General features: G+C 70.1%; 20 protein-coding genes. 6 read left to right on the top strand and 14 right to left on the bottom strand.

Annotated features, from left to right (window positions below):
* Positions 1–65: 65 nt before the first annotated feature.
* Complete coding sequence (locus tag AB0F72_RS11515; protein ID WP_360428998.1) at positions 66–1,862, bottom strand: S8 family serine peptidase; 1,797 nt, start codon at positions 1,860–1,862, stop codon at positions 66–68.
* Between the two features lie 148 nt (positions 1,863–2,010).
* On the opposite strand from AB0F72_RS11515, the gene AB0F72_RS11520 reads away from it, so the two are divergent.
* Together AB0F72_RS11520 and AB0F72_RS11525 are read left to right on the top strand one after the other, a co-directional pair.
* Positions 2,011–3,117 carry an LCP family protein gene (locus tag AB0F72_RS11520; protein ID WP_360429001.1) on the top strand — a complete coding sequence of 369 codons (1,107 nt, stop codon included), beginning with the start codon at positions 2,011–2,013 and terminating at the stop codon, positions 3,115–3,117.
* Between the two features lie 17 nt (positions 3,118–3,134).
* Positions 3,135–4,547, top strand: coding sequence for a M1 family metallopeptidase (locus AB0F72_RS11525; protein WP_360429004.1), 1,413 nt, complete (start codon positions 3,135–3,137; stop codon positions 4,545–4,547).
* 257 nt (positions 4,548–4,804) lie between these two features.
* Here the strand turns inward: AB0F72_RS11525 and AB0F72_RS11530 are convergent, their stop codons facing one another.
* Both AB0F72_RS11530 and guaB read right to left on the bottom strand, forming a co-directional pair.
* Positions 4,805–5,926 (bottom strand): GuaB3 family IMP dehydrogenase-related protein, encoded by a 1,122-nt coding sequence (locus AB0F72_RS11530; RefSeq protein ID WP_360429007.1) that lies wholly within the window; start codon positions 5,924–5,926, stop codon positions 4,805–4,807.
* 56 nt (positions 5,927–5,982) lie between these two features.
* Positions 5,983–7,470, bottom strand: a complete 1,488-nt coding sequence (guaB, locus tag AB0F72_RS11535; RefSeq protein ID WP_360429011.1) for an IMP dehydrogenase — start codon at positions 7,468–7,470, stop codon at positions 5,983–5,985.
* A gap of 120 nt (positions 7,471–7,590) precedes the next feature.
* Here guaB and AB0F72_RS11540 point away from each other — a divergent pair, with 120 nt between their 5' ends.
* On the top strand, positions 7,591–7,995 hold the full coding sequence (locus tag AB0F72_RS11540; protein WP_041830468.1) for a DUF5319 domain-containing protein: 405 nt from the start codon (positions 7,591–7,593) through the stop codon (positions 7,993–7,995).
* A 327-nt stretch (positions 7,996–8,322) separates the two neighbouring features.
* On the opposite strand, the gene AB0F72_RS11545 is transcribed toward AB0F72_RS11540, so the two are convergent.
* On the bottom strand, positions 8,323–9,171 hold the full coding sequence (locus AB0F72_RS11545) for a response regulator transcription factor (RefSeq protein ID WP_360429014.1): 849 nt from the start codon (positions 9,169–9,171) through the stop codon (positions 8,323–8,325).
* Positions 9,172–9,403: 232 nt separating this feature from the next.
* Between AB0F72_RS11545 and AB0F72_RS11550 the strand changes: the two genes are divergently transcribed.
* Positions 9,404–9,790, top strand: coding sequence for a WhiB family transcriptional regulator (locus AB0F72_RS11550; protein ID WP_360429017.1), 387 nt, complete (start codon positions 9,404–9,406; stop codon positions 9,788–9,790).
* 179 nt (positions 9,791–9,969) lie between these two features.
* On the opposite strand, the gene AB0F72_RS11555 is transcribed toward AB0F72_RS11550, so the two are convergent.
* From AB0F72_RS11555 to AB0F72_RS11600, 10 genes are all read right to left on the bottom strand, one after another.
* Positions 9,970–11,511 (bottom strand): molybdopterin-dependent oxidoreductase, encoded by a 1,542-nt coding sequence (locus AB0F72_RS11555; protein WP_360429020.1) that lies wholly within the window; start codon positions 11,509–11,511, stop codon positions 9,970–9,972.
* A 38-nt stretch (positions 11,512–11,549) separates the two neighbouring features.
* Positions 11,550–13,238 carry an insulinase family protein gene (locus AB0F72_RS11560; protein ID WP_360429023.1) on the bottom strand — a complete coding sequence of 563 codons (1,689 nt, stop codon included), beginning with the start codon at positions 13,236–13,238 and terminating at the stop codon, positions 11,550–11,552.
* A complete protein-coding gene (locus AB0F72_RS11565; protein WP_360429026.1) occupies positions 13,235–14,179 on the bottom strand; it encodes a hypothetical protein in 945 nt (314 codons plus the stop codon). The genes AB0F72_RS11560 and AB0F72_RS11565 overlap by 4 nt, the downstream gene beginning before the upstream one ends.
* Before the next feature lie 50 nt (positions 14,180–14,229).
* On the bottom strand, positions 14,230–15,726 hold the full coding sequence (locus AB0F72_RS11570) for an insulinase family protein (protein ID WP_360429029.1): 1,497 nt from the start codon (positions 15,724–15,726) through the stop codon (positions 14,230–14,232).
* Between the two features lie 98 nt (positions 15,727–15,824).
* A complete protein-coding gene (locus AB0F72_RS11575) occupies positions 15,825–17,003 on the bottom strand; it encodes an ROK family transcriptional regulator (RefSeq protein WP_360429032.1) in 1,179 nt (392 codons plus the stop codon).
* The gene (locus tag AB0F72_RS11580; protein ID WP_360429035.1) at positions 17,003–18,259 is read right to left on the bottom strand and encodes an ABC transporter permease; all 1,257 of its coding nucleotides are present in this window, start codon (positions 18,257–18,259) and stop codon (positions 17,003–17,005) included. The genes AB0F72_RS11575 and AB0F72_RS11580 overlap by 1 nt, the downstream gene beginning before the upstream one ends.
* A complete protein-coding gene (locus tag AB0F72_RS11585; protein WP_360429038.1) occupies positions 18,256–19,059 on the bottom strand; it encodes an ATP-binding cassette domain-containing protein in 804 nt (267 codons plus the stop codon). Before AB0F72_RS11585 ends, AB0F72_RS11580 begins: the two co-directional genes overlap by 4 nt.
* A gap of 163 nt (positions 19,060–19,222) precedes the next feature.
* Positions 19,223–20,332 carry a substrate-binding domain-containing protein gene (locus AB0F72_RS11590; protein ID WP_360429041.1) on the bottom strand — a complete coding sequence of 370 codons (1,110 nt, stop codon included), beginning with the start codon at positions 20,330–20,332 and terminating at the stop codon, positions 19,223–19,225.
* 335 nt (positions 20,333–20,667) lie between these two features.
* Positions 20,668–21,150: a Cys-tRNA(Pro) deacylase gene (ybaK, locus tag AB0F72_RS11595; protein WP_360429043.1), complete on the bottom strand. Its 483-nt coding sequence runs from the start codon at positions 21,148–21,150 to the stop codon at positions 20,668–20,670.
* An 18-nt stretch (positions 21,151–21,168) separates the two neighbouring features.
* A complete protein-coding gene (locus tag AB0F72_RS11600) occupies positions 21,169–22,356 on the bottom strand; it encodes a class I SAM-dependent methyltransferase (RefSeq protein ID WP_360429046.1) in 1,188 nt (395 codons plus the stop codon).
* Positions 22,357–22,571: 215 nt separating this feature from the next.
* Here AB0F72_RS11600 and groES point away from each other — a divergent pair, with 215 nt between their 5' ends.
* Both groES and groL read left to right on the top strand, forming a co-directional pair.
* Positions 22,572–22,886, top strand: coding sequence for a co-chaperone GroES (gene groES, locus AB0F72_RS11605; RefSeq protein WP_014440794.1), 315 nt, complete (start codon positions 22,572–22,574; stop codon positions 22,884–22,886).
* 72 nt (positions 22,887–22,958) lie between these two features.
* Positions 22,959–24,611: a chaperonin GroEL gene (groL, locus tag AB0F72_RS11610; protein ID WP_360429049.1), complete on the top strand. Its 1,653-nt coding sequence runs from the start codon at positions 22,959–22,961 to the stop codon at positions 24,609–24,611.
* The last annotated feature ends 1 nt before the right edge of the window (position 24,612 follow it).

The following is a 24,612-nucleotide window of genomic DNA, read 5'->3' on the forward strand; positions in this document are numbered from 1 at the left end:
CGGCGTGTCGCGGCGAAGGGGGGCTCCCCCTACGCCGCGACCAGCGCCACTCGACCAGCAGACCGTCAGCGACGGTAATAGGTACGTGTCGCCAGCTTCGTCACGTTGCCCGCCCGGTCGTACGCGCGGACCACGACCTTCATGGTCTTCTTCTGCTTCGACACCTTGAAGGACAGCTTGTAACCGGCCTTCTTGTCGGTCGCCACCACCTTGCCGTTGACGAGCAGCTGGACCTTGCTCACCCCGTACTTGTCACTGGCCTTGACCGAGACGGTGACCGTGCCCTTCACCCTGGCCTTGTTCTTCGGCGCCTTGGTGATCGACGCCTTGGGCGGGGTGTTGTCCGCCACCAGGCTCCGGGCGCCCAGCCAGCTGATGTTGCCGGCCTTGTCGGTCAGCCGCAGCCGCACCGCGATCGCGCCGTTGTACTTCTTGGTGTTGAGCTTCGGCGCGAACGGAGCGACGTAGTCCCAGCTGTGCCACTTGCCGTTGACGTAGAGGTCGACGTTGCGGATGCCGGACCCGCCGGTGTCCTTCAGCCCGACCGGGGTGACCGCGACGGTGCCACGCACCTTGGCGCCCCCGCCCGGGCTGGTGGTGGTCGCCGACGGCTTCGCGGTGTCGGTGCCCCTGGTGAGCGCGGCGTTCGCGTCGACCAGGCCGTACTTCACCCAGCCGCCGATCTTGCGGCTCGAGCTGGTGATCGCGTTCGACAGGCCCCACCCGCTGTACTTCGGGTTCTTGGAGGCGACGAGCGCGGCCACGCCGGAGACCAGCGGGGCGGAGAACGACGTACCCCGGATGATGTAGTCGTTGCCGGTGCAGTCGGAGAGACCCACCCAGCAGTAGCTGCCGTCGGTCAGCATCCCCGCGGTGTAACCGGGCGCCGCCACGTCCACCCAGCTCGCGCCGTAGCTGGAGAACGCGGCCCGGGCCGTGCCGCCGGTCCGGGTGTCGGTGGCGCCGACGGAGAGCACGTCGGCGTACGCGGCCGGATAGCTCCTCGTGCCGTTGCCGGAGTTGCCGGCGGAGGCCACGACGAGGGCGCCCCGGCCGTTCGCGTACGCGATCGCGTCCTTCATGACCGGCGAGCCGACCGCACCGCCGAGCGAGAGGTTGATGATCTTCGCGTTCTGCTTGGCCGCGTAGATGATCCCGGCCGCGACGGCCGAGGAAGCGCCCTTGCCCTCCCAGTTCAGGACCCGCACCGGAAGGATCTCGCACTGCGCGCAGACACCGGCCATGCCGGCGCCGTTGTTCGTCTTCGCCGCGATCAGCGACGCCACGGTGGTGCCGTGGCCGTACTCGTCGGTCGGGGTGGCGTCGCGGTTGACGAAGTCGTATCCGCGCAGCACCTTGCCGGACAGGTCACCGACCGGCGTCACGCCGGAGTCGACGACGGCGACCTTGACCGCGCCGCCGGCCGTGGTGGCCCACGCCACCGGCGCCTTGATCTGGCTCAGCTCTTTCTGTTTGCCCGCCCGGTAGATCGGATCGTTCGGCGCCACGGCGAACGCCCTGACGGTCGAGTCGACCTCGACGTAGGAGACCTTCGGGTCGAGTTTCAGCGCCGCGACGAGTGCGGTGGCCTTCGCGGCCGGCACGTCGAGCGTCTTCGCCCGTACCTCGGCAAGCGCGTCACGCAGGACGCCGCCGCCGTTGGTCCCGGCATCACCGAGACCGAATCCGGAGAGAGCGGGAAGCGCGGAACTCGCGTCCGCTCCCGCCTTGAGACCCACCACGAGCCGGACCGGCGCAGCGGCTCCGGCCTGGGCCGGAGCGGTGATCCCGGCGACGCCGAGACCGGCCATCAGACCCGCGGTGGTGATGCCGGCGAGAACGCGCCGGCTGGAAGATTTCATGCTCACGGACCTCCCCGTCGCGATCGCCGCAGGATCGGCGAAACGCCGCGCCAGCGTACTTGTGATCATGAAATGCACAAGATCCATTTCAGGGACCGGGACATGTGCGGGCATTGAGCGCCACAACGATGTCCTTTACTGTTCCGCTATGCGGAATAGCAAGATCACCTGGGCGGTGATCGCCGGTGCGGTCGTCGCGTTGCTCGCCGGCGTGGGCGTCGCCATCGCGATGAATCGCAGCTCGACCGGGACGGCGGCACCGTCCAGCTCGGCCTTCGCCTCCCCGGCCGCGCCGTCGCCCACTGTGGAGGCGACGCCGTCCGCCGCACCGGGCGCGGACATCAAGGGCCCGCTCGACCTGGTCCTCGTCGGCGTCGACACCCGGGTCAGCATCCCCGGCTGGGAACCGCATGCCGACACCGTGATGCTGCTGCACGTCGACGCCGGGCTGAACTCCGCATACCTCTACTCGCTCCCCCGCGACCTGCGCGTCGACATGCCCGCCTACAAGAAGGCGGGCTTCTCCGGCGGCCGCTACAAGCTCACCGAGGCGATGAGCCGAGGCTCCCGGATCCCCGGCGAGAAGACCAAGAAGAGCACCCAGCAGGGGTACGAGCTACTGACCAAGTCGCTGAGCGAGTACACCGGGATCAAGGAGTTCCAGGCCGGCGCCGTGCTCACCTTCGCCGGCCTCTCCAAACTCGTCGACGCGCTCGGCGGCATCGACATGACCATCGACCAGAAGGTGAAGTCGCGGCACCACAAGCCGGACGGCACCAACCGGCCGCTCGCCGCCGGGGGCGGGGACCACACCGGACCGCAGATGGTCTACCAGCCCGGCAAGCGGCACCTGGTCGGCTGGCAGGCGACCGACTACGCCCGCCAGCGGTACGGCCTGCCCAACGGCGACTACGACCGCCAGCGGCACCATCGGCAGCTGGTCAGCGCGATCCTCGCCAAGGCGCTCTCCCAGGACGTGCAGGAACCGGCGAAGCTGCGCGAGGTGATCGAGGCGGTCGGCGAGTCGCTCGTCTACGTGGGTGGTCGTACACCTTTCGAGTACGCGTACGCCCTCCGCGACCTGACCCCGGCGAAGATCACCCTGGTCGACCTGCCCGGCGCCGGCGTCTCCAGCGGCGGCAGGTACCTCGGTGAGCAGCTCAAGTCCGAGGGCACCGGCTTCCTCAAGGCGCTCGTCAAGGGCCGGGCCAAGGCCTACCTCGCCGACCATCCCAAACTGGTCAACAAGCTGTAGAACGTACGCTCGTCCCCATGAGGGACCGGGTAATCGGCACGCTTGCCGCCCTGACACTGCTGACCGGATGCTCGACGGGCTCGGAGCCGGACGAACCGGGACCGAGCCCGTCAGCCGTGTCCTTCTCCGCCGGCGCGGAGGGCGTCGGCGACCCGTACTTCCCGAAGTACGGCAACGGCGGGTACGACGTGGCCGGGTACGACCTGGCCCTGACGTACGACCCGAAGGCCGGCACCCTGGACGGCACCGCGACGATCACCGCGACCGCCGAGCAGAACCTGTCCCGGTTCAACCTGGACCTGGCCCACCTGACCGCCCGCGAGGTCACCGTGGACGGCGTCGCGGCGACGAGCACGGCCCAGGGCAACGAGCTGGTGGTCACGCCCGGAGCGGGCATCGTCGCCGGCAGGCAGTTCACCGTCGTGGTGGCGTACGGCGGCAAACCCGGCCTGCTGGAGAACAAGGCGCTCGGCAACGGCGGCTGGATGAGCACCGCCGACGGTGGTGTCGCGCTCGGCCAGCCGGAGTCGGCAAGCACCTGGTTCCCGGTCAACGACCACCCGTCCGACAAGGCCACCCTGAAACTGGCCATGACCGTGCCGGACGGACTCGAAGTGCTCAGCAACGGCGTGCCCGGCGAGCGGACCACCGCCGGCGGCAGGACCACCTGGCGCTGGTCGGAGAGCTCCCCGATGGCGAGCTACCTCGCGACCGTCGTGATCGGCCAGTACCGGGTCACCACCGGCCGGCACAACAACCTGCCGATGATCACCGCGATCCCCGAGTCGCTCGCCGCGGACGGACCGGCGGCACGCTCGCTGGCCCGCACCGGCGAGATCACCGACTACCTGGCGACGGTGTTCGGGCCGTACCCGTTCGACGCGAACGGTGGCGTCGTGGTCGACGAGGACCGGATCCGGTACGCACTGGAGACGCAGTCCCGCCCGGTCTACGGCAACACGTTCTTCACCGCCGGCGAGAACCTGGGCGTGGTCGCGCACGAGCTCGCCCACCAGTGGTTCGGCGACAGCGTCGCGCTCAGCCGCTGGCAGGACATCTGGCTCAACGAGGGATTCGCGACGTACGCGGAATGGCTCTGGTCCGAGCACTCCGGTGAGGCGACCGCCCGGGAGTTGTTCGAAACCGCCTACAACACCTTCAACTGGTCCGAGATCCCCGGCGACCCCACACCGGCCCGTCTCTTCGGCTCCGCCGTCTACCAGCGCGGCGGCATGACCGTCCACGCGCTGCGCGAAACCATCGGCGACAAGGCCTTCTTCACGCTGGTCAAGTCCTGGGCCGCCACGAACAAGGACGGCAACGTGACCACCGACGACTTCATCAAGGCCGCCGAACAGGCCTCCAACAAAGACCTGACCACGTTCTTCCAGAACTGGCTCTACAGCACCGAGAAACCCCCGACCCCGTAGAACCGGCGTGAAACCCCCGACCCCGTAGAACCGGCGTTCAAGTCCCGACAAGAGCGCGTAGCCACAGAGCAACCCGCAAAACGCCGCCGGTGACTTGGCCACTGGTTTCCCGACGCCCGCGGGGTGTGCGGGTGGCGGGAAACCAGCGGTCAAGTCACCGGGTATAAGGCGTTTTGCCGCGGAGCGAAGCGGAGCCAGCTAGCACGGCGTTTTGCCGCGGAGCGAAGCGGAGCCAGCAAGCTCAGCTAGCTCAGCAATCAGGCCTTATCCAGAACGAGCGCTACCTTCTGGAACTCCTTGACGTCCCGGTAACCGCATTTCGCCATCGCCCGGCGCAGGCCGCCGAACAGGTTGAGCTGGCCGTCCGGGCGATCGGCCGGGCCGTAGAGGACCTCTTCCAGCGTCCCGTCCGGCTCGCCCGCGATGCAGAACCCACCGCGCGGCAGCGCCGGGTGACTCGCCGACGAGTGCCACCACGCGCCGCCGGCCGGGGCGCCCTCGGCCAGCGAGAGCGGCTCGCCGAGCATGACCGCGTCGGCGCCGCACCCGATCGCCTTCGCGATGTCACCGGAGGTGGAGATCCCGCCGTCGGCGATCAGGTGCACGTACCGGCCGCCGGTCTCGTCCAGGTAGTCACGGCGCGCGGCGGCGGCGTCGGCGATCGCGGTCGCCATCGGCACCCGGATGCCCAGCACCGTGTCCGTGGTCGACCACTCGTCGGCGCCGACACCGACGATCACGCCGGCCGCGCCGGTACGCATCAGGTGCAGGGCCGTCTTGTAGTCGGTGCAGCCGCCGACGATGACCGGCAGGTCGAGGTCGGCGATGAACTCCTTGAGGTTCAGCGGCTCGTCCGTCGTGGACACGTGCTCGGCCGAGACCAGCGTCCCCTGGATCACCAGCAGGTCGACGCCCGCGTCCAGCACCACGGGGGCGAGGGTGAGGGTGTGCTGCGGCGACACCCGGACCGCGGTGATCACACCCGCCGCCCGGATCTGCCGGACCCGCTCGGCGATCAGCTCCGGCTTGATCGGCTCCGCGTACACCTCCTGCAGACGCTTCGTCGCGTCCACGTCCTCGTCCAGCGACGCGAGCTCTTCGAGGATCTTGGTGGGGTCCTCGTAGCGGGTCCAGAGGCCTTCGGCGTTGAGCACGCCCAGGCCGCCGAGGCGGCCCAGGGCGATCACCGAGTCCGGGCTCTGGGTGGCGTCGGACGGGTGCGCGACGCAGGGGATCTTGAAGGGGTACGCGTCGAGTTTCCACTCGGTCGACACGTCGTCCACGTCGCGGGTGCGGCGGCTCGGAACGATCGCGATGTCATCCAGGTGGTACCCGCGCTGTGCGGTCTTGCCGAGGCCGATCTCCACAACGTCACGCATGACTTTGAAACGCCTTCAGTCGTATTTAAGGGCGGTGGGCGGGGTGGTTCGAAGGCCTAGCGGGAGTGGTAGTTAGGAGCCTCGACCGTCATCTGGATGTCGTGCGGGTGGCTCTCCTTGAGCCCGGCCGCCGTGATCCGGATGAGCTGTCCCCGCTCCTGCAGGTCGGGGATGGTCTCCGCGCCCACGTAACCCATGGCAGCGCGCAGCCCGCCGATGAGCTGGTGCGCCACCCTGGACAGAGGACCACGATAGGGCACCTGTCCCTCGACGCCCTCCGGGACCAGCTTGTCCTCGTTCACATCCTGCTGGAAGTAGCGGTCCTTCGAGTACGACTTCGCCTGACCGCGGGACTGCATCGCGCCGAGCGAGCCCATCCCCCGGTACGACTTGAACTGCTTGCCGTTCACGAAGATCAGCTCGCCGGGACTCTCCTCCGAGCCGGCCAGCAGGCTGCCGAGCATCACAGTGCTCGCGCCGGCCACGATCGCCTTGGCGATGTCGCCGCTGTACTGAATGCCGCCGTCGCCGATCACCGGCACACCGGCGGGCTTGCACGCCCGGGTCGCCTCCATGATCGCGGTGATCTGCGGCACGCCGACGCCCGCGACGATCCGGGTGGTGCAGATCGCGCCCGGGCCGACGCCCACCTTCACCGCGTCCGCACCCGCTTCGACCAGAGCCTTCGCACCCGCGTAGGTCGCCACGTTGCCGCCCACGATGTCGATCGGGACGTCCTTCTTCAGCCGGGCGACCATCTCCAGCACGGCACGCTGATGCCCGTGCGCGGTGTCGACGATGACCACGTCCACCCCGGCGTCGACGAGAGCGCGGGCCCGCTTGTACGAGTCGTCGCCCACACCGACCGCCGCTGCCACCCGGAGCCGGCCCTGCGGGTCCTTCGCCGCGTTCGGGTACTGCTCGGATTTCGTGAAGTCCTTCACCGTGATCAGCCCGCGCAGGTGACCGCCCGCGTCGACGAGCGGCAGCTTCTCCACCTTGTGCTTGGCGAGCAGCTCCAGCGCCTGGTCCTTGCTCACCCCGACCGGCGCGGTGATCAGCGGCGCTTTCGTCATCACGTCGCGCACCTTGGCGTCGAAGTCGTTCACGAACCGCATGTCCCGGTTCGTCACGATGCCGACGAGCACGCCCTGGGCGTCCACCACCGGGGCGCCGGAGATCCGGTAACGCGCGCAGAGCGCGTCGACCTGGCGCAGGGTGTCGTCCGGGCCGCACGTCACCGGGTTGGTGATCATCCCCGACTCGGAGCGCTTCACCAGGTCGACCTGCGCCGCTTGGTCCTCCACCGAGAGATTGCGGTGCAGCACGCCGATGCCGCCCTGACGGGCCATGGCGATCGCCATGCGCGCCTCGGTCACGGTGTCCATGCCCGCCGAGAGCAGCGGCACGGAGAGCTCGACGTTGCGCGTCAGCCGCGTCACGGTGTTGACCCGGCTGGGAACGACGTCCGACTCACCGGGCTGAAGCAGCACGTCGTCGAAGGTCAGACCGAGGGGAACGGTGCGGGCGCTGTCTGTTTCCACAAATCATCCCTAGACAAGAGGCGGAGTCCATCATCCTACCCACCCCAGGTGGGAGCACCCGGGCGGCGGACAGAACGTGCGGGCCAGCACACCGTGCCCGGAGGTGAGTACGGTATGGGGGTGCAAGAAGAGCCGATCGACCCGTTCAACGGCGATCCCGCCGACCCGGCCGCCGGACTCGACGACCTCAACGAGGACGCCGAGTCCGAACCGCTGACCGAGGACGAACGGCAGGACGTCCTGGAGGACCTCTCCGACCTGGAGATCTACCAGGCGCTGCTGAGTCCGACCGGCATCCGGGGCCTGGTCATCGAGTGCGAGGACTGTCACGAGCCGCACTACTTCGACTGGGATCTGCTCCGTGGGAACCTGCGGCACCTGCTGGACAGTGGGCGGCCGCGGGTGCATGAGCCTGCGTATGACCCGGACCCTGATCATTACGTCACGTGGGAGTACGCCCGGGGGTATGCGGACGGGGTTCACGACACGTTGACTGAGGGGTCGGAAGAGGAAAACCCCGGTTAGGCAGTTCGCAAACGCAACTGACTTTGATTGGGGCTCCGCTTCGCTCCGCCCCGGCAAAACGCCTTGTACCCGGTGACTTGGCCACTGGTTTCCCGCCACCCGCAAACCCCGCGGGCGTCGAGTCTTAAGCCGTTTACAAGCGCAAACTGAATTTGATTGCTTCGCTTCGCTCCGCGGCAAAACGCCTTGTACCCGGTGACTTGGCCGCTGGTTTCCCGCCACCCGCAAACCCCGCGGGCGTCGAGAAACCAGTGGCCAAGTCACCGGCGGCGTTTTGCGGGCTGTTCTGTGGCTACGCCCTCGTGGGGAAACTAGAACACCCCATGGTTAGGCCACCAGGCCTGCGCGGAAGCCTGCGGCTACGGCGTGGGCTCGGTCTCTTGCGCCCAGTTTTCTGAATAGCCTGCGGGCGTGGGTTTTTACTGTGTCTTCGGAGACGAAGAGCTCTCGGCCGATCTCGGCGTTTGATTTGCCGTCTGCCATGCCTCTCAGGACCTGGAGCTCTCGTTCGGTGAGGGTCAGGCGTCTGCCCTGGGGGGCCGCCTCGGCCATGCCGGCCTCGTTGCCGGGCCAGGCCACCATCGGTCGGCCGGTTGCCGGATCGATGGGGGCGTCGCCTCGCTGAGCGGGGACCATCGGGGCGTTCGGGCCGAGCATCGCCGGGACGGCTGCCGCGTTCTGCACACCCAGGCCGCCGGGACCGTTGTGATACTGACCTCGGGTTCCCGGGGCGTTGGTGTTCCGCGTGCCGCCGGCCACCGTGGCCGGCTGAGCGTTCGCTCCGTTTATCGGCATGCCCTGCGGGCGGACCGGGAGCAGCAGTAGGAGCAGCGCCTTGGCGACGACGCTGACCAGGTCGTGCTCGACGCCGCGGATGACGCCCCGGGCGCCGGCGGCAACGGCCGCCGCAGCTACCCGCGGGTCTTCCGCCCCGAACAGCACTAGTTGCGCCTGTGGGGCGCGTGCGAGCACGCGCCGGGTGAACCCGACACTGTCGGGCCGGGTCACGGCGGTGTCAGCAAGGACCACTTCGGCCGGCCGTTCCGCCAGTCGGATCATGGCCTCGGTCTCGCTGACCGCGGTCCGGACGACACCGGTCATGCCGAGCCGGGCCGCGGTGGACGCGACGGTCTGGGCCGCCAACGGGGTTCGGACGCACACGAGGACGGTACGCACAGTGATCCTCCTTCTCTCTCAGAGGAGATCACGCGAGGGCCGCAGCATTACGCGCTTTAGATGGAAAAAATGGGAAAGATGGGTATGACTTGCCACCCCTTTGCCATACCGCTCGCGAAGACATCGACATGTTGCGTGTGAGCCGGCGATCGCCGGGGTACACCCGCCAAAGGCCTGGGCACAGGCCCCTCATGACGAACGCTCCGCGGTGCCGCGCGGGAGGAGGGTGTTGATGTCGAACGTTCGCAGACTGCCCGGGCCCATCGCCGACCTGTGGGACTGGCAACGACTGGGCAATTGCCGTGGCCGGGACAGTGCGCAGTTCTTCCACCCCGACGGCGAGCGCGGATCGTCCCGCAATCGCCGCGAGGCCAAGGCCAAGGCGATGTGCGGCGCGTGCCCGGTCCGGGCCGAGTGCGCCGCCCACGCTCTGGCGGTTCGCGAGCCGTACGGAGTCTGGGGAGGTTTCAGCGAATCGGAGCGGCTGCGGCTGCTCGCGGTCGGCTGGGAGGACCTGGCGGATCGTCACGGACGAGTCGACCTTGCCCGGCTCGAGGCGCGCCTCGGCCGGCCCCACAAGACGGCAGTGCCCGCACAACGGCAGGCACCCGCGGCCTGACGCCGCCCGGCACGCGGCATCACCACACGGCTGGCGACACGGTCCGGGGCAACGGGCCGTGCCGGGTGATTCAGCGGTTCTTCAACCGCATCGGTGGACATGCAAGCCACCGTATGAGCGACTTGCGTTTCCGAGTCGGACCGCCAGTGCGCCTTTTGGACACCAGAGGCGGCTTCCGGCTACTCGACACTCACCTTGACCTGGTGCCACCCCGTGGCGCCGTCCGGCGCGGGCGGCGCCACGTTCGCCATCTGTGTCACACCGTCGGTATCGGTCGCCCGAACTCGCAGGATGTGCTCACCGGACGTGGCCTCCCAGGGGTGACTCCACTGCCGCCAGGTGTCCGCGGAGACCGCCGGGGCGAGTGACGCGGGCGTCCACGGGCCGTCGTCCACCTGCACCTCGACCTTGGCGATCCCGCGGTGCTGTGCCCACGCCACCCCGGCCACCATGATCGAGCCGGCGGCCCGGGAAGTGCCGTCGCGCGGGGTGTCGATTCGCGACTGGGTCTTGATGGGCGCCTGCGCCGACCAGCCCCGAGGCACCCAGTAGGCATCGAAGTCGGCGAACCGGGTCAGCTCGATCTCGGTGATCCACTTGCACGCGGAGACATATCCGTAGAGTCCGGGAACGATCATTCGTACCGGGAACCCGTGCGCGACCGGCAGCGGTTCTCCGTTCATCCCGACAGCGAGCAGCGCGTCCCGCCCGTCCCGCAGCACCGAGGTCGGCGCGCCGCAGGTCCACCCGTCCGCCGACCGCTGCACCACCTGGTCCGCGCCGGGCAGCGGATCCGCCTCGTCCAGCAGATCCTTGATCGGCGTGCCGAGCCAGAGCGCGTTGCCGATCAGGTCGCCGCCCACCTCGTTCGACACGCAGGCGAGCGTCACATACCGCTCCACCATCGGCCGGCGCAACAGCTCGTCCCAAGTGATCTCGATCGGGTTCCGAACCATCCCGTGGATGCGTAAACGCCACGTCGCCGGGTCCACCTGCGGCGTGACCAGCGCGGTATCGATACGGTAGAAATCCCGGTTCGGAGTGACGTAGGGAACCGCTCCGGACACCTGGGCGCCGCTCGGCACCACCGGCACGCTCCCCGCCGCGGCCGGCAGCGCGACCGCCTGCCGGGCCACGTCCACCGCGCGGCGCGAGCTGAGCAACCTGCCGCCGGCCGCGGCGCCTGCCGCCACCCCCGCGACGATCCCCAGATCCCGGAGGAACAACCGCCTCCGGTACGGGGTACCGCCCGGTCCCGCCACCCCCGGTTCCGGGTCGTCCGGTTCCGGGTCCTCCTGCTCCGCGCGGCGCCGCAAGTGCCGTAACACGAACAGTCCGGCCACGGCCCCGAGCAGCGACGGCAACGCGCCCCCGGCGCCGGCGCCCTCCCGGGTCACCGCGGCAGCCGCCCCGACCAGTCCGAACAACCCGATCCCGGCAACCGCCAAGGCCCACCGGCGTAGCGCGAGCACGCCCAGCCCGTACGCGTAAAGGCCCAGCAGAATCGCCGTGCCGGACAACAACGCGGTCTTGTCGTGCACCCCGAAGACCCGGATGCCGAAGTCCTTCACCGCCGCCGGCACGTGGTCGACGACCACACCACCGACCGCCACGAGCGGCCCGGATCCCGCCCCGGTGCCGACCCCGACAAGCTCAGCCACCCCGAGCGCCGCCCCCGCCGCCGCGACCCCGGCAAGTCCACCCCGCACGCTGCTTCTCACCCCGCCATCCTCTCTCGCGCCGGACGGCGGAGCCGAGGTCACCGGCGGAGCTTCTGGATGGCCCAGACGATGCCCCAGCCCGCCAGCGCGGCGAAGGCCAGGAAGACCACCGCGATGGTGACCTCCAGCGCGACCTCCTCGCTGTCGGCCGCCGCGCCGATGCCGATCAGCAGGCCGAAGGCGGCGAAGAAGAGGAACAACGGGGAGAGCGCCACCAGCACGACGACCGGCCACGCCTTCCCTGCTGACGTGTCGGCCGGCGGGACTGCCGCTGCCGGGTTCGGGACCGGGATGCGCCGCGGGTCACGGGCCGGCATCGCCGCCCAGAGCTCGCGCGGCACCCGGGCGTCGAGCGCAGGCACCACGGCGTGACCGTTCGGGTACATGCTCGGCTCGAACGTCACCTGGATGCCGTCGTGGCCGACGAACCGCCGGGCGCCGTCCGGCCAGGTCAGCAGCACCGAGCACTGGTCGTAGAAGACCGTCGCGGCGGAGCCGTCGTCGACCACGCTCACACCCCGGTCGCCGGCGACGAACGTGACGCCCTGGCCCTCCAGGCAGGGGTACCTCGTACCCTCCACCACCTGGTCCGAGTCGCGGGGCGCCGGCGTGTACCCGGCCCAGTCAGCGCCGGTGCGGCCCGGCGTCATCAGCAGGCCGTCGGCGAACGCGGCGGAGGCGACCGCCGCCACGTCCGCCACGGTGACCGCGCGCACCTCGGCGATCAACTCCTCGACGGTCTGCACCGGGCGGCCGGCGAGCAGGTTGAACGCCTGGCCGGGCAGCCGCGTCCCGTTCTCCTCGGCACGGGTCAGCTCCTCGACCCGCTGGTTCACCACGGCCGTCACGTCCGCCTCGTCGACGAGCCCGAGCCGGAACGAGGCGAGCACGTCGACGAAACCGCCGAGCACGGCGCCCTGCTTCTCCGGCAGCGCGTCGGCGAACGCGGTGATCACGGCCCGGCCGCCCGCGCGGGGCTCGTAGCCGGCCTGCACGGTGTAGGAGAGGCCGCTCTCCTGGCGCAACGAGCGGAACAGCGCCCGCTCCAGCACCCCGGAGAAGATCCCGGCGCTGGTGGAGCGGTCGACGACGGCGTCCCAGGCGACCACGTTGGACGGACCGGGGAAGTACGCCGGCCGTACCGGAAGGGCTGACGACGGCGCCGGCGCCGGACGACGCAGCCCGTGCGGCAGACGAAGGTCCAGCCCGGCGGGAACCGCCGGGCCGGCGATCCAGAGCACGGCGTTCTCCACCGTGAAGTAGTGCGCCACCCAGGCCCGCAGGTCGTCCGGGGTGATCCCGGACAGGCCCCACTCCGGATAGGTGGCCACGCCGTAGTCGCGGGCGCCGTGCCGCCACAGCGGCAGCGCCTCGGTCGGCCCCTCGCCCCGGGTGTTCTCCTCGGTGCGCAGGATCTCCTTCTCGGTGGGGAGCCGGTGCATCGGCAGGTCGTTCAGCGCGGTGCAGACGCCGTTGAGGAACGCGACGATGTCGGCCTCGGCGCCCTGCATGTGGAAGAACGTGTACTCCGTACCGGTGGCGCCGTTGTAGTGGTAGTCGGCGACCCCGAAAGCGTGCAGCGCCAGATGCTCGACGAGGTGGGTGATGCCCCGCCGGGCCAGCGGCTCGTCCGCGAAGCCGACCCGGAAGACCAGTCCGGCGTGCATCGGCCCGGTGGTCGGCGCGAGCACCGTGGGTATGCCACCGACCTCGGTCTGCGTGATCATCGCGCTCCTCCCAGCGCCCAGGAGCGGGCCTTGCGGAACTCGCCCACCGGATCGTCGCTCAGGTAGTCCCACGGGTGCTCGGTCGCCAGGTTGCCGAGCGGCCCGAACGCGGAGGCCGCCGCCCGCTGATCGTCCAGCAGCGTGAACACCAGCGCGAACGTGCTCAGCGCTTCCAGCCAGCCGTAACCGCGGGTGAAGGCGGGATCCCAGATGGACCGCTGAGCGGCCTGGTAGATCTCCGCCCGGACCTGCTCCTGCGCCAGGTAACCGAGCATCGCGGGCCGGCCGTCGAGTTCCAGCACGTGCTCGATGTGCGCCTCGGCGACGAGCACGCCGTGCGGTGAGCCGGGTGGCGCGGCGGCCGCGGCGTCCCGGGTGAACTCGTGCAGCTGCTCCCAGCTCCCGCTCCACTTGGGACAGAGTGTCTGCAGCAGCTGGAGCTGGCCGGGCAGGTGGTGCGGGTCGGCGGCGACCAACCGGTCGTACCGGCGGCGGGCCTCGGCGAGACCGAGTTCCAGGCCGCGGGCCGAGGTGAGCCGTGCCTTCCAGATGGCCGGGTCCTCCGGGTGGTACGCGGCGCCGTCGATCAGCACCTGCTCCGCCTTGCAGAGCCAGTCCCGGAAAGCGGCGAACTGCTCCTGACTGACGTGCTGCGCGCGGGCGCCCGTGCGGATCTTCCAGCCGACGTCGATCAGGTGCGTGCCGAGCAGGGCGGACGCCGTGCCGTCGCGGGGGTCCTGACGCAGCACCGGGCGCAGGAAGTCCTCGATGCCCGGCGTCTCGGAGACGTCCCGGATCAGCGCGGTGCGCTCCATCGGCGCGGCGGCGTCGAGCACCGCACGGCAACCCGGCCAGTCACGCCGGGCGAGCGCGGCACGCAGGACCGCCGTCTCCGGGTACGCGGCCGCGCGGTCCAGGACCACGTCGGTAGGTACTGACATGGCGGGCAGCATAGAGGCCGATCACCACCCGCGCGACGGTGATCCCACAGTCACCCGTTCGGCCGGGAGATGCCCCAGATGTCACGCCAGCCGCGCCGGGGCTGCGGGATCGCGTCCGGGTCACGGGGCGGCATGTCGATGCGCAGCGCGGGTGGCGTCCGGCTGTCGATGTCGGCCACCACGGCGGCGCCACCCGCGTAGAGGGTGGGTTCGACCCGGACCGCGATCGCGTCGTCGCCGATCAGCCTGCGGCCGCCGTCCGGCCAGGCCAGCACGGCGGCGCAGGAGTCGTACCGGACGGTGCGGATCGCGTCGTCCTCGACCACGCTCACCCCGTCCTCGCCGTGCACCAGCCGCAGGCCGCGATTGCCGCGGGCCCGATGGGTACGGCCGGTCACCGTCGAGGCGGAGACCTCGGGCGCGGCGGTGTACCCCTCCGGTCCGGCAGTGGTCCCGGCCGGCGCCATCAGCAGGCCGGCCGGGTACGCGGCGGCCGCCACCCGGGCGACCTCGTCCACCGTGACCGACCGGACCTCGGCGACCGCCTCGTCGAGGCCGCGCACGCCCCGGCCGGCGAGGACGTTGAACGCCTGACCGGGCAGCCGTCCGCCGCGCTCCTCGGCCGCCAGCAGACCCTCGCAGGTCAGTTTCACCACAGTGGACACGTCGGCGGCCTCCACCCGGCCGTCCCGCATCGCGGCCAGCACACCGGTCAGACCGGCCAGGACTCCGGGCCGGTCGGCAGGCGCCGCGTCGGCGACCGCGGTGATCCGGGCGGTCCGGGCGGCCCGGGGCTCGTACTCGGTGCGGACCTCGTGCCGGACGCCGCGCCGGGTCAGGTCCCGGCCGAGCTGCCGCTCCAGCACGTTGGCGAAGACGGCGGCGCGGGCCTCCCGGCGTACCACGGTGTCCCAGGCGACGCTCTCGGCGTGACCGGTTCCCCGGTGCCCGGCGAACCAGGCCGGCGTGACCGGCAGCGCGCAGGACGGCACCGGCGTGGGCTGGCGCACCCCGTCCGGCAGGTCCAGCCGCAGGCCCGCCGGCACCTCGTCGCCGGCTATCCAGAGCGCGGCGTTCTCCCGGCTGAAGAACTGTGCGACCCAGGCGTGCAGATCCTCGCCGGTCAGTCCGTGCAGGCCACGTTCGTGGAAGCTCGGCATGCCGTAGTCCCGGGCGCCGTACCGCCACATCGACCGCGGTTCGGGCTGCCGGCCGGCGCTCTCCGACCGCAGCACCTCGATCTCCGCGGCGATCCGCTCGGCGGGCAGGTCACGCAGCGCCGTGCAGACCCGGTTGAGGAATGCGGCGATGCGGTCGGCGGAACCGCGTACATGGAAGAAGGTGTGCTCGACCCCGGTCGTGCTGTTGGTGTGCGCGCCGGCCTCGCCGAGGCCGTGCAGCGCGAGGTGTTCGACGAGGTGGGTGATGCCCCGCCGGACCAGTGGCTCGTCCGCGAGACCGACCCGGAAGACCAGGCCGGCGTGCGTTTCCCCGGTGACCGGCGCCAGCACCGCGGGCACGCCGTCCACCTCGAGTTGCTTGATCATCCCGGGCCTCGGCGGGCGGCACGCGGGAAACGACGCGGGGGCATGGCGGGCAGCATAGATCCACCGCAATGACCCCCGGCCAGAGGGGAGGCCGGATTTCAGGACAGCAGCGGGTCGTCCAGCAGGTGCTCGAACGCGAGTTCGGCCGCGCCGATCAGGGCGGCGTCGGCACCGAGCTCGGGCGTGCGCAACCGGACGTGCTCGCGGCAGGCCGGCAGCCCGACCGCGTTGAGCCGGCTGCGGATCTGCGCGGCGGCGCCGAGGTAGACGTCGCGGAGCGTGCCCCCGAAGATCACGACTTCCGGGTTGAAGATGTTGACCAGGTTGCCGACGCCGAAGCCGAGCCAGTCGCCGACCTGGCGCAGCGCGTGCTGTGCCTGACTGTCCCCGCGCATCGCGGCGTCGACCACCGCGAGCACCGCGTCCCGCCCGGAGCGGTCGGCCCGGCCGGCCACCCGGAGCAGCGCGTGCTCACCGATCTCGGTCTCCCAGCAGCCGCGCGAACCGCAGGAGCACGGCCGCCCGTACGGGTTGACCACCATGTGCCCGACCTCGCCGCTGTATCCGCCGTGCCCGGTGACCCGGTGCCCGCCGGCCACGATCCCGGCGCCCACTCCCACGTCACCGTAGAGGTAGATCACGTTGTCGCAGCCCACGGCCGCGCCACGGGAGTGCTCGGCCAGGGCGCAGACGTCCGCGTGGTTGCCGAGGGTGAGCCGGCCGGACTCGCCGAGCTCGGCGAGCAGCGCGTCGCCGACCGGTTCCTCGGCCCAGCCGATCGTCGGGGCGAGCCGGACCACGCCGTCCGCGCGCCGGACCATGCCGGCCACGGCGAGGCCGCTGCCCACGCATCGGGCGTCGTCCGGCACCCCGGCGCGCATCTGCCGGACGAACCGGGCCAGTGGCTGCACCGCGTCGTCGGCGCTCATCCCGGGCGGGCGCTCGGTCTCGTACTGTTCCAGAATCCGTCCGCCGAGGCCGACCCGCGCCGCACGCAGCCGGTCCACCTCGATGCTCAGCGCGTAGGCGTACACCCGCCCGGACTCGGGCCGGACGACCAGCGAGGGTCGACCGGCCCGGCCGGTTTCGCGTGGCGCCGCCTCGCTGACCAGCCCGACGCTGGTCAGCTCGGCGGTGAGGGCCCCGATGGTGCTGCGGTTGAGGCCGAGCCGGTTCGTCAGTTCCGCCCGGGACGTGGCGCCGTGCACATGCACGTACCGGAGCAGTGTCCCGAGGTTGTGCCGGCGTACCTCCTCCTGGGTGGGGCCGGCTCGCATCAGCTTCCCGATGCGGAGGCTCTGCGCCGGGCCAGGGCGTCGACGCTCGCCGCCGCCAGCAGGATCAGACCGGTCACGATGAAGCGGATGCCGGACTCGTAGCCCATCAGGCCCATGCCGTTGTCGATCACCGCGATCACCGCGCCACCGATCACCGCGTTGATCACCTTGCCCTTGCCGCCGAAGAGGCTGGTCCCGCCGATGACCGCGGCGCCGACCGAGTAGAGCAGGATGTTGCTGCCACCGGTGTTCGGGTCGACCGAGCTGGCCCGGCTGACCACGAGGATGCCGCCGATCGCGGCCATGAACGAGCAGATCACGAAGACCGAGATGCGGATCCGGTCCACCGAGATACCCGCGCGCCGGGCCGCCTCGGCGTTGCCACCGACCGCGTAGATGTGCCGGCCGTACGTGGTGCGGCCGAGCACGAACGTCCAGATGATCAGGAACACCGCGATGATCGGCACGACGATCGGCACGCCCTTGAGCGAGTTGATCGCCGGGTTGATCGACCGCTCCTGGGCGAGGATGTAGGTACCGGCGATCAGCAGCACGGCGAGGCCGCCGATCCGGGACAGGACGATGCCGATCGGGTCGGCGATCAGGCCCCGCTTGATCCGGCTGCGGTACCGGTTGAGCTGCACGAACGCGTAGCCGGCGATGCCGACCAGCGTGACGATCCAGCTCCAGGTCACCGACATGCTCGACTTGTTCAGCGCGAGGACGAACTCGTCGGTGATCGAGATGTTCTTGCCGCCGGAGAGCAGGAGCAGCAGGACACCCTGGAAGCCGAGGAACGCGGCCAGGGTCACCACGAACGACGGGATGCCCAGCTTCGCCACCAGCGTGCCCAGCGCCAGGCCGATCACGATGCCGGTGAGCATCGCGGCCGGGATCGCCACGTACCAGGGCAGGCCCTCGTTCGTGAGCAGGATCGCCATCACCGCGCCGCAGACGCCGCTGGCGAAGCCGGCGGAGAGGTCGATCTCGCCGAGGAGCAGGACGAAGACCAGGCCCATCGCGATGAAGACGACCTGGGCGCTCTGGTTGAACAGGTTGGCGAAGTTCAGCGCGCTGAGGAACGTGTCGGTGCGGGCGATGCCGAAGATCAGGACCAGTACCAGAAGTCCGAGGACCGCCGGAAGCGAACCGAGATCGCCACCGCGGACCCGGCCCCAGTAGTCGCGGATGTGGCTGCTGACCGTGGGCTTGACGGCCTGGATGCCACCGGCCGTGGTGGTCGTGGTGGTGGTCACTGTCCGTCTCCCGGCGTGATGTCGATGAACTCGGAAGGCTTCTCCGGCGGCAGGCCGAGATTGCCGCTGCGCCCGCCGGTGATCAGCTCGACGACCTGGGAGTGGGTCACCTCGGAGGCCTTCACCTGCGCGGCCATCCGGCCCAGGTAGAGCGTCGCGATCCGGTCCGAGACCGCGAACACGTCGTTCATGTTGTGCGAGATCAGGACCACGCCGAGGCCGTTGTCGGCGAGCCGGCGGACCAGCTCGAGCACCTGCGCGGTCTGCGCGACGCCGAGCGCCGCGGTCGGCTCGTCGAGGATGACCACGCGGCTGTTCCAGAGCACCGCCTTGGCGATCGCCACGGTCTGGCGCTGACCACCGGAGAGGCTGGCGACCAGCTGGCGCAGGGACTTGACGGTGCGTACCGAAAGGCTCCGCAGCGTCTCGCCGGCCATCTCCTCCATCGTCGCCTCGTCGAGGACGATCCCGGACTTCTTCTCCCGGCCGAGGAACATGTTCTGGACGATGTCCAGGTTGTCGCAGAGCGCGAGGTCCTGATACACGACTTCGATGCCGAGGGCGGCGGCGTCGCGCGGGGAGTGGATCGCGACCTCCTTGCCGTCGAAGACGACCGTGCCCGCGTCGTGCGTGTAGATGCCGCTGATGCATTTGACCAGCGTGGACTTACCGGCGCCGTTGTCGCCGACCAGGGCGGTGACCTCGCCCGGATAGACGCTCAGCCCGACGTCGTGCAGGACCTGGACGGGACCGAAGCTCTTGTCGATCCCGCGCAGCTCCAGAAGGGGTGTCGCGGCCACTGATGGTTCTCCTTCGTAAGGTGACCGGTTTCGCCGGGGGCTCGACCACGTCGTCGTGTGTCCGCCGCCTGCGCCAGGGGTGTCGCAACCGATTCCGGCGCCGCCCACGCGAGCGTGGGCGGCGCCGTCCTCAGCCGTTACGACTCACTCGGTTGCGTCAGCGTCAGCTGATGCCCGCGTCGGTGCAGGCCTTGGCGAACTCAGCGGTGCAGAGCTCCTCCTTGGTCACGAAGCCGTCCGCGACGACGTCCTTGACGTTCGCCTTGGTGATCGACTGCGGCTTGAGCAGCACGGACTTGACGTCCTTCTTGGACTCCGGGTCGGTGACGGAACCGGTCGCCGAGGTCGGCGCCTGGCCCTTCGCCAGCGCGATCGCCAGCTCGGCAGCCGCGTCGGCCTCATCCTTGATGGCCTTGTAGACCGTCATGCACTGGTCGCCGACGAGGATGTTCTGCAGACCCTGGACGGTGGCGTCCTGGCCGGTGACCGGGATCTGGCCGTTCAGCTTGTTCTTCTTCAGCACCTGGATGGCCGCGTTGCCGAGACCGTCGTTGGCGGCGAGAACACCCTTGATGTCCTTGTTCGTGGTCAGCATCTGCTCGAAGAGCGTGCCGCCCTGAACGTTGTCCCAGTCCGGAACGTCCTGGTCCGGGCCCTTGACGTACTCGTTGGCGTCGAACTTGGGCTTGATGACCGAGTCGTAGCCCTGCTTGAAGAGGGTGGCGTTGTTGTCGGTCGGCGAACCGTTCAGGTACGCCACGACCGGCTTGGTCGCCTTCTTCTCGGTGAGGCAGTCGATCAGACCCTGACCCTGCAGCTTGCCGACCTCGACGTTGTCGAACGACACGTAGTAGTCGGCGCCGCCGTTGAGGGTGAGGCGGTCGTAGTCGATCGTGGCGATGCCGGTGGCCTTCGCCTGATCCAGCACGGCCTTGCCGGTGCCGGAGTCCAGGTTGACGATCATCAGAACCTTGACGCCGCTGGAGATCATGCCGTCCGCGATCGTCTGGAACCGGGCCTTGTCACCCTGCGCGTTCTGGATGTCGGCCTCCACGCCGGCCGCCTTGAAGGCGTCGGTGAGGTACTTGAGGTCGGCGGTCGCCCAGCGCGCGGAGCTCTTGGTGTCCGGCAGGATCACACCGACCTTGCCGGCCGACGCGCCGCTCGTGCTGCCGCTTCCGGCGTCGCCGCCGTCCTCGTCGCTGCCACACGCGGCCATGCTTCCGGTGGCCAGGAGGCCGACCGCGGCAAGGGCGAACAGTCCCTTACGCATTCCTTATGTCCTTTCGGGGGGTAAATCCGGGGCCTTGGTTCGGATTTGTCAGGGCTGATGCGCAGCCGGAGGGGTGCACGGCGCCCTGGGACCGATGGATGAGGAACCGGTTTGTTGTGCCCGGCAACGTATTCCGGCGGTGGCCGAGAACACAAGGCGCAATGAAGATCTATCTCGTAACGAGGGATAACAATCCGGCAACACGGCGCGGTTACCAGGGCGTACTCACGCCCGCCAAGAACGTCATCGGATACACACACGGTGACGCTGCGTTGATCTGTTTGCAGATACCGGGGAAACCGACGTTTCTCCCGGGTGACTAGGATGCCCCGGCTTCAGCCCCGGATCGGGGCCACTGTCGCGCTGGTCAGGCGGATGAGATCGGCCGGCGCGAGGGAGACCTGAAGGCCACGGCGGCCCGCCGAGACGTACATCAGGTCGAGGGCGGACGCCGTGTCGTCGATCACGGTGAGGAGTCGGCGGCGCTGCCCGAGCGGGCTGATGCCGCCCCGGACGTACCCGCTGCTGCGCTCGGCGGCGGTCCGGTCGGCGAGGACGGCGCGCTTGCCCCCGGCGGCCTGCCCGAGCGCTTTCAGGTCCAGGTCACCGGTCACCGGCACGACGCCGACCACCAGCTTCCCGTCGACCTCGGCGATCAGCGTCTTGAAGACCCGGGCCGGCGGGGCACCGAGGAACTCGGCGACCAGGGCGCCGTAGTTGGGGGCGTCCGGCGACACCTCGTACGGATGCAGGGTGTGCGGAACCCGCTCGGCGGCCAGCAAGACGGTGGCCGGCGTGCCGGCCGCTTTCTTCGCCATGCCGGGCAGGCTACTCGTTCAGGCCGCCGTAGTGATCAGCACCACCGGCGCGCCGTCGACCCGGGTCAGCACCAGGCCGGCCCCGTTCGGGCCGGAGAGCCGCAGGTCCTTGCGCAGCTGGTCGGGCACGAGCGCCGAGCCGCGCTTGCGGATCTCCAGGCGGCCGATGCCCCGCTCGCGGAGCAGCGCCCGCAGCTTCTTCAGCGAGAACGGCATCACGTCCGTCACACCGAGCCGCCGGGCGAACGGCGTGTCCACCGGGTCGTCGGTGTAGACGTAGGCGATCTCCCGGTCACCCAGCCGGCCACCCACTGTCGCGGCGAACTCGGCCACCAGGTGCGAGCGGACCACCGCCGGGTCCGGGTCGTAGAGGTACGCGCCGACCGGCCCCACCGGCGCGGCCTCGACCCCGGAGCCGGTCAGCTCGCTGACGCCGCCCGCAGCGAGAAGCGTCGCCCGCCGGGGCTCCCGCGCCAGCGGCCCGCACCAGAACGCCGCCTCGACCAGATCGCCGCCGACGCTGACCCACTCCCCCTCGGCGCCCGGTGGCAGCAGCGCGTGATCGATGCCGGGCGCCAGCTTCAGCGCGGTCCGCGGCACCCGGTCCGGCAGCGCGGCCACGAAGTCCCACGGCGGCGAGTAGGACTTCGGGTCGAACACCCGGCCGCGACCCGCCTGCCGCCGCGCCGGGTCGGCGAAGACCGCGTCGTACTTCTCCACCTCGACCGTCGTGGCGTCCGCGCACTCCACCGTGATCAGGCCGGCCAGACCGAGCGCCTCGGCGTTGGCAGCGGCGACAGCGGCGGTCAGCGGATCGGCGTCGACAGCGTGCACCCGGATGCCCTGCCGGGCCGCGGCGATCGCGTCGGCGCCGAGGCCGCAGCCGAGATCCGCCATCGAGCGGGCGCCCGCCGCGGCGAGACGCGCCGCGCGCCGGGCGGCGACCTCGGCCCGGGTGGCCTGCTCCAGCCCCGGACGGGTGAAGAACATCCGGGTGGCGTCCGGCCCGAACTTGCATGCCGCGCGGCCGCGCAAACTAGCCTGGGTCAAGGCGGCTGCGGCGAGTTCCGCGCCGATGCCCCGGGCGCGCACGGCCGAGGCGGCGGCGAGTGGCTCGGCATCACCCACCTCGGCCGCCACGGCCAGGGCTTCGGCTCCGGCAGGGGTCAGCAGACGAGACAGCAACTCAGGGGTCACGACAGGCATTCTCCCCGGCGTGACAGGCTGGCACTCTGGTTGACGGAGTGCTAGTTCCGGAATAGTCTCCGGTTAGCACTCTCAACATGAGGGTGCCAGCCGCCCGGCCCGTCCGTGCGGTTAGGCGCCAGGCGGACCGGCACCCGCGACGACGGCCCCGCCCGGTGGCATGAGGCATGAGACCGGCCTGGTTCATGGCCGGCGAAACCTGTACCCAGGAGGGTATGCCCGTGACTACCGCGACCAAGGTTGCGATCAAGCCGCTCGAGGACCGCATCGTGGTCCAGGCGAACGAGGCTGAGACCACGACCGCTTCCGGCATCGTGATCCCCGACACCGCCAAGGAGAAGCCGCAGGAGGGCACCGTCCTCGCTGTCGGCCCCGGCCGGATCGACGACAAGGGCAACCGCGTTCCGCTCGACGTCAAGGTCGGCGACGTGGTCCTCTACTCGAAGTACGGCGGCACCGAGGTCAAGTACGCCGGCGAGGAGTACCTGGTGCTCTCCGCCCGCGACGTCCTCGCGGTCATCGAGAAGTAAGACCTGACTGATTGCGCCAGCGCCCTGTTCCGATGACTCGGGGCAGGGCGCTGGTGCGTGAAGGGACCATAGATGGCGAAGATTCTCAGTTTCTCTGACGACGCCCGGCACCTCCTGGAGCACGGGGTCAACACGCTCGCCGACACGGTCAAGGTCACCCTCGGGCCGCGCGGTCGCAACGTCGTCCTGGACAAGAAGTTCGGTGCTCCCACGATCACCAACGATGGTGTGACCATCGCCAAGGAGATCGAGCTCACCGACCCGTACGAGAACCTTGGCGCGCAGCTCGTCAAGGAGGTGGCGACGAAGACCAACGACGTCGCCGGCGACGGGACCACCACCGCGACCGTGCTCGCGCAGGCGCTGGTCCGCGAGGGCCTGCGCAACGTGACTGCGGGCGCCAACCCGATCGGCCTCAAGCGGGGCATGGACAAGGCCAGCGAGGTCGTGTCCAAGGCGCTGCTGGCCAAGGCCGTCGAGGTCGCCGACCACAAGGCGATCGCGAACGTGGCCACCATCTCGGCCCAGGACGCCACCATCGGCGAGCTGATCGCCGAGGCGATGGACCGGGTCGGCCGCGACGGTGTCATCACCGTCGAGGAGGGCTCGGCCATGCTGACCGAGCTCGAGGTCACCGAGGGTCTGCAGTTCGACAAGGGCTTCATCTCGCCGAACTTCGTGACCGACGCGGAGTCGCAGGAGGTCGTCCTCGAGGACGCGTTCATCCTGCTGACCACGCAGAAGATCTCCAGCATCGAGGAGCTGCTCCCGCTGCTGGAGAAGGTGCTGCAGGCCGGCAAGCCGCTGCTGATCGTCGCCGAGGACGTCGAGGGCCAGGCCCTCTCCACCCTCGTGGTGAACGCGCTCCGCAAGACCATCAAGGTCGCCGCGGTGAAGGCTCCGGGCTTCGGTGACCGCCGCAAGGCGATCCTGCAGGACCTCGCGATCGCGACCGGTGGCGAGCTGATCGCCCCCGAGCTCGGCTACAAGCTCGACCAGGTCGGCATCGAGTCGCTGGGCAGCGCCCGGCGGATCGTCGTCGACAAGGAGAACACCACGATCGTCGACGGCGGTGGCAACAAGGCCGACGTCACCGACCGGGTCGCCCAGATCCGCAAGGAGATCGAGGCGTCCGACTCCGACTGGGACCGGGAGAAGCTCCAGGAGCGTCTCGCGAAGCTCGGCGGCGGCATTGCGGTGATCAAGGTCGGCGCGGCCACCGAGGTCGAGATGAAGGAGCGCAAGCACCGCATCGAGGACGCCATCGCGGCGACCAAGGCGGCTGTCGAGGAAGGCACCGTCCCCGGTGGCGGCGCCGCTCTCGCGCAGGTCTCCAAGGAGCTCGACGGTGACCTCGGCCTGACCGGCGAGGAGGCCATCGGTGTCTCCATCGTGCGCAAGTCGCTGGTGGAGCCGCTGCGCTGGATCGCGCAGAACGCCGGGCACGACGGTTACGTCGTGGTCGGCAAGGTCGCCGAGCTGGGCTGGGGCCACGGCCTCAACGCGGCCACCGACGAGTACGTCGACCTGGCCGCGGCCGGCATCATCGACCCGGTGAAGGTGACCCGTAACGCGGTCTCCAACGCCGTCTCGATCGCCGGCCTGCTGCTCACCACGGAGAGCCTCGTGGTGGAGAAGCCGGCCGAGGCGGCCCCGGCCGCCGCCGGTGGCGGTCACGGGCACAGCCACGGTGGCCACGGCCACCAGCACGGCCCGGGCTTCTGAC

It is taken from the genome of Actinoplanes sp. NPDC023936 (assembly GCF_040639325.1).
Taxonomy (GTDB): domain Bacteria; phylum Actinomycetota; class Actinomycetes; order Mycobacteriales; family Micromonosporaceae; genus Actinoplanes.

What these genes read in the sequence shown, in the direction of transcription:
- AB0F72_RS11520 (WP_360429001.1), top strand. Translation starts at nt 2,011, where the DNA reads ATGCGGAATAGCAAGATCACCTGGGCGGTGATCGCCGGTGCGGTCGTC.
- ybaK (WP_360429043.1), bottom strand. Translation starts at nt 21,150, where the DNA reads ATGGCGAAGAAAGCGGCCGGCACGCCGGCCACCGTCTTGCTGGCCGCC.
- AB0F72_RS11570 (WP_360429029.1), bottom strand. Translation starts at nt 15,726, where the DNA reads ATGATCAAGCAACTCGAGGTGGACGGCGTGCCCGCGGTGCTGGCGCCG.
- AB0F72_RS11525 (WP_360429004.1), top strand. Translation starts at nt 3,135, where the DNA reads ATGAGGGACCGGGTAATCGGCACGCTTGCCGCCCTGACACTGCTGACC.
- AB0F72_RS11590 (WP_360429041.1), bottom strand. Translation starts at nt 20,332, where the DNA reads ATGCGTAAGGGACTGTTCGCCCTTGCCGCGGTCGGCCTCCTGGCCACC.
- AB0F72_RS11560 (WP_360429023.1), bottom strand. Translation starts at nt 13,238, where the DNA reads ATGATCACGCAGACCGAGGTCGGTGGCATACCCACGGTGCTCGCGCCG.
- AB0F72_RS11515 (WP_360428998.1), bottom strand. Translation starts at nt 1,862, where the DNA reads ATGAAATCTTCCAGCCGGCGCGTTCTCGCCGGCATCACCACCGCGGGT.
- AB0F72_RS11565 (WP_360429026.1), bottom strand. Translation starts at nt 14,179, where the DNA reads ATGTCAGTACCTACCGACGTGGTCCTGGACCGCGCGGCCGCGTACCCG.
- AB0F72_RS11550 (WP_360429017.1), top strand. Translation starts at nt 9,404, where the DNA reads ATGTCGAACGTTCGCAGACTGCCCGGGCCCATCGCCGACCTGTGGGAC.
- groES (WP_014440794.1), top strand. Translation starts at nt 22,572, where the DNA reads ATGCCCGTGACTACCGCGACCAAGGTTGCGATCAAGCCGCTCGAGGAC.
- groL (WP_360429049.1), top strand. Translation starts at nt 22,959, where the DNA reads ATGGCGAAGATTCTCAGTTTCTCTGACGACGCCCGGCACCTCCTGGAG.
- AB0F72_RS11575 (WP_360429032.1), bottom strand. Translation starts at nt 17,003, where the DNA reads ATGCGAGCCGGCCCCACCCAGGAGGAGGTACGCCGGCACAACCTCGGG.
- AB0F72_RS11600 (WP_360429046.1), bottom strand. Translation starts at nt 22,356, where the DNA reads ATGCCTGTCGTGACCCCTGAGTTGCTGTCTCGTCTGCTGACCCCTGCC.
- AB0F72_RS11530 (WP_360429007.1), bottom strand. Translation starts at nt 5,926, where the DNA reads ATGCGTGACGTTGTGGAGATCGGCCTCGGCAAGACCGCACAGCGCGGG.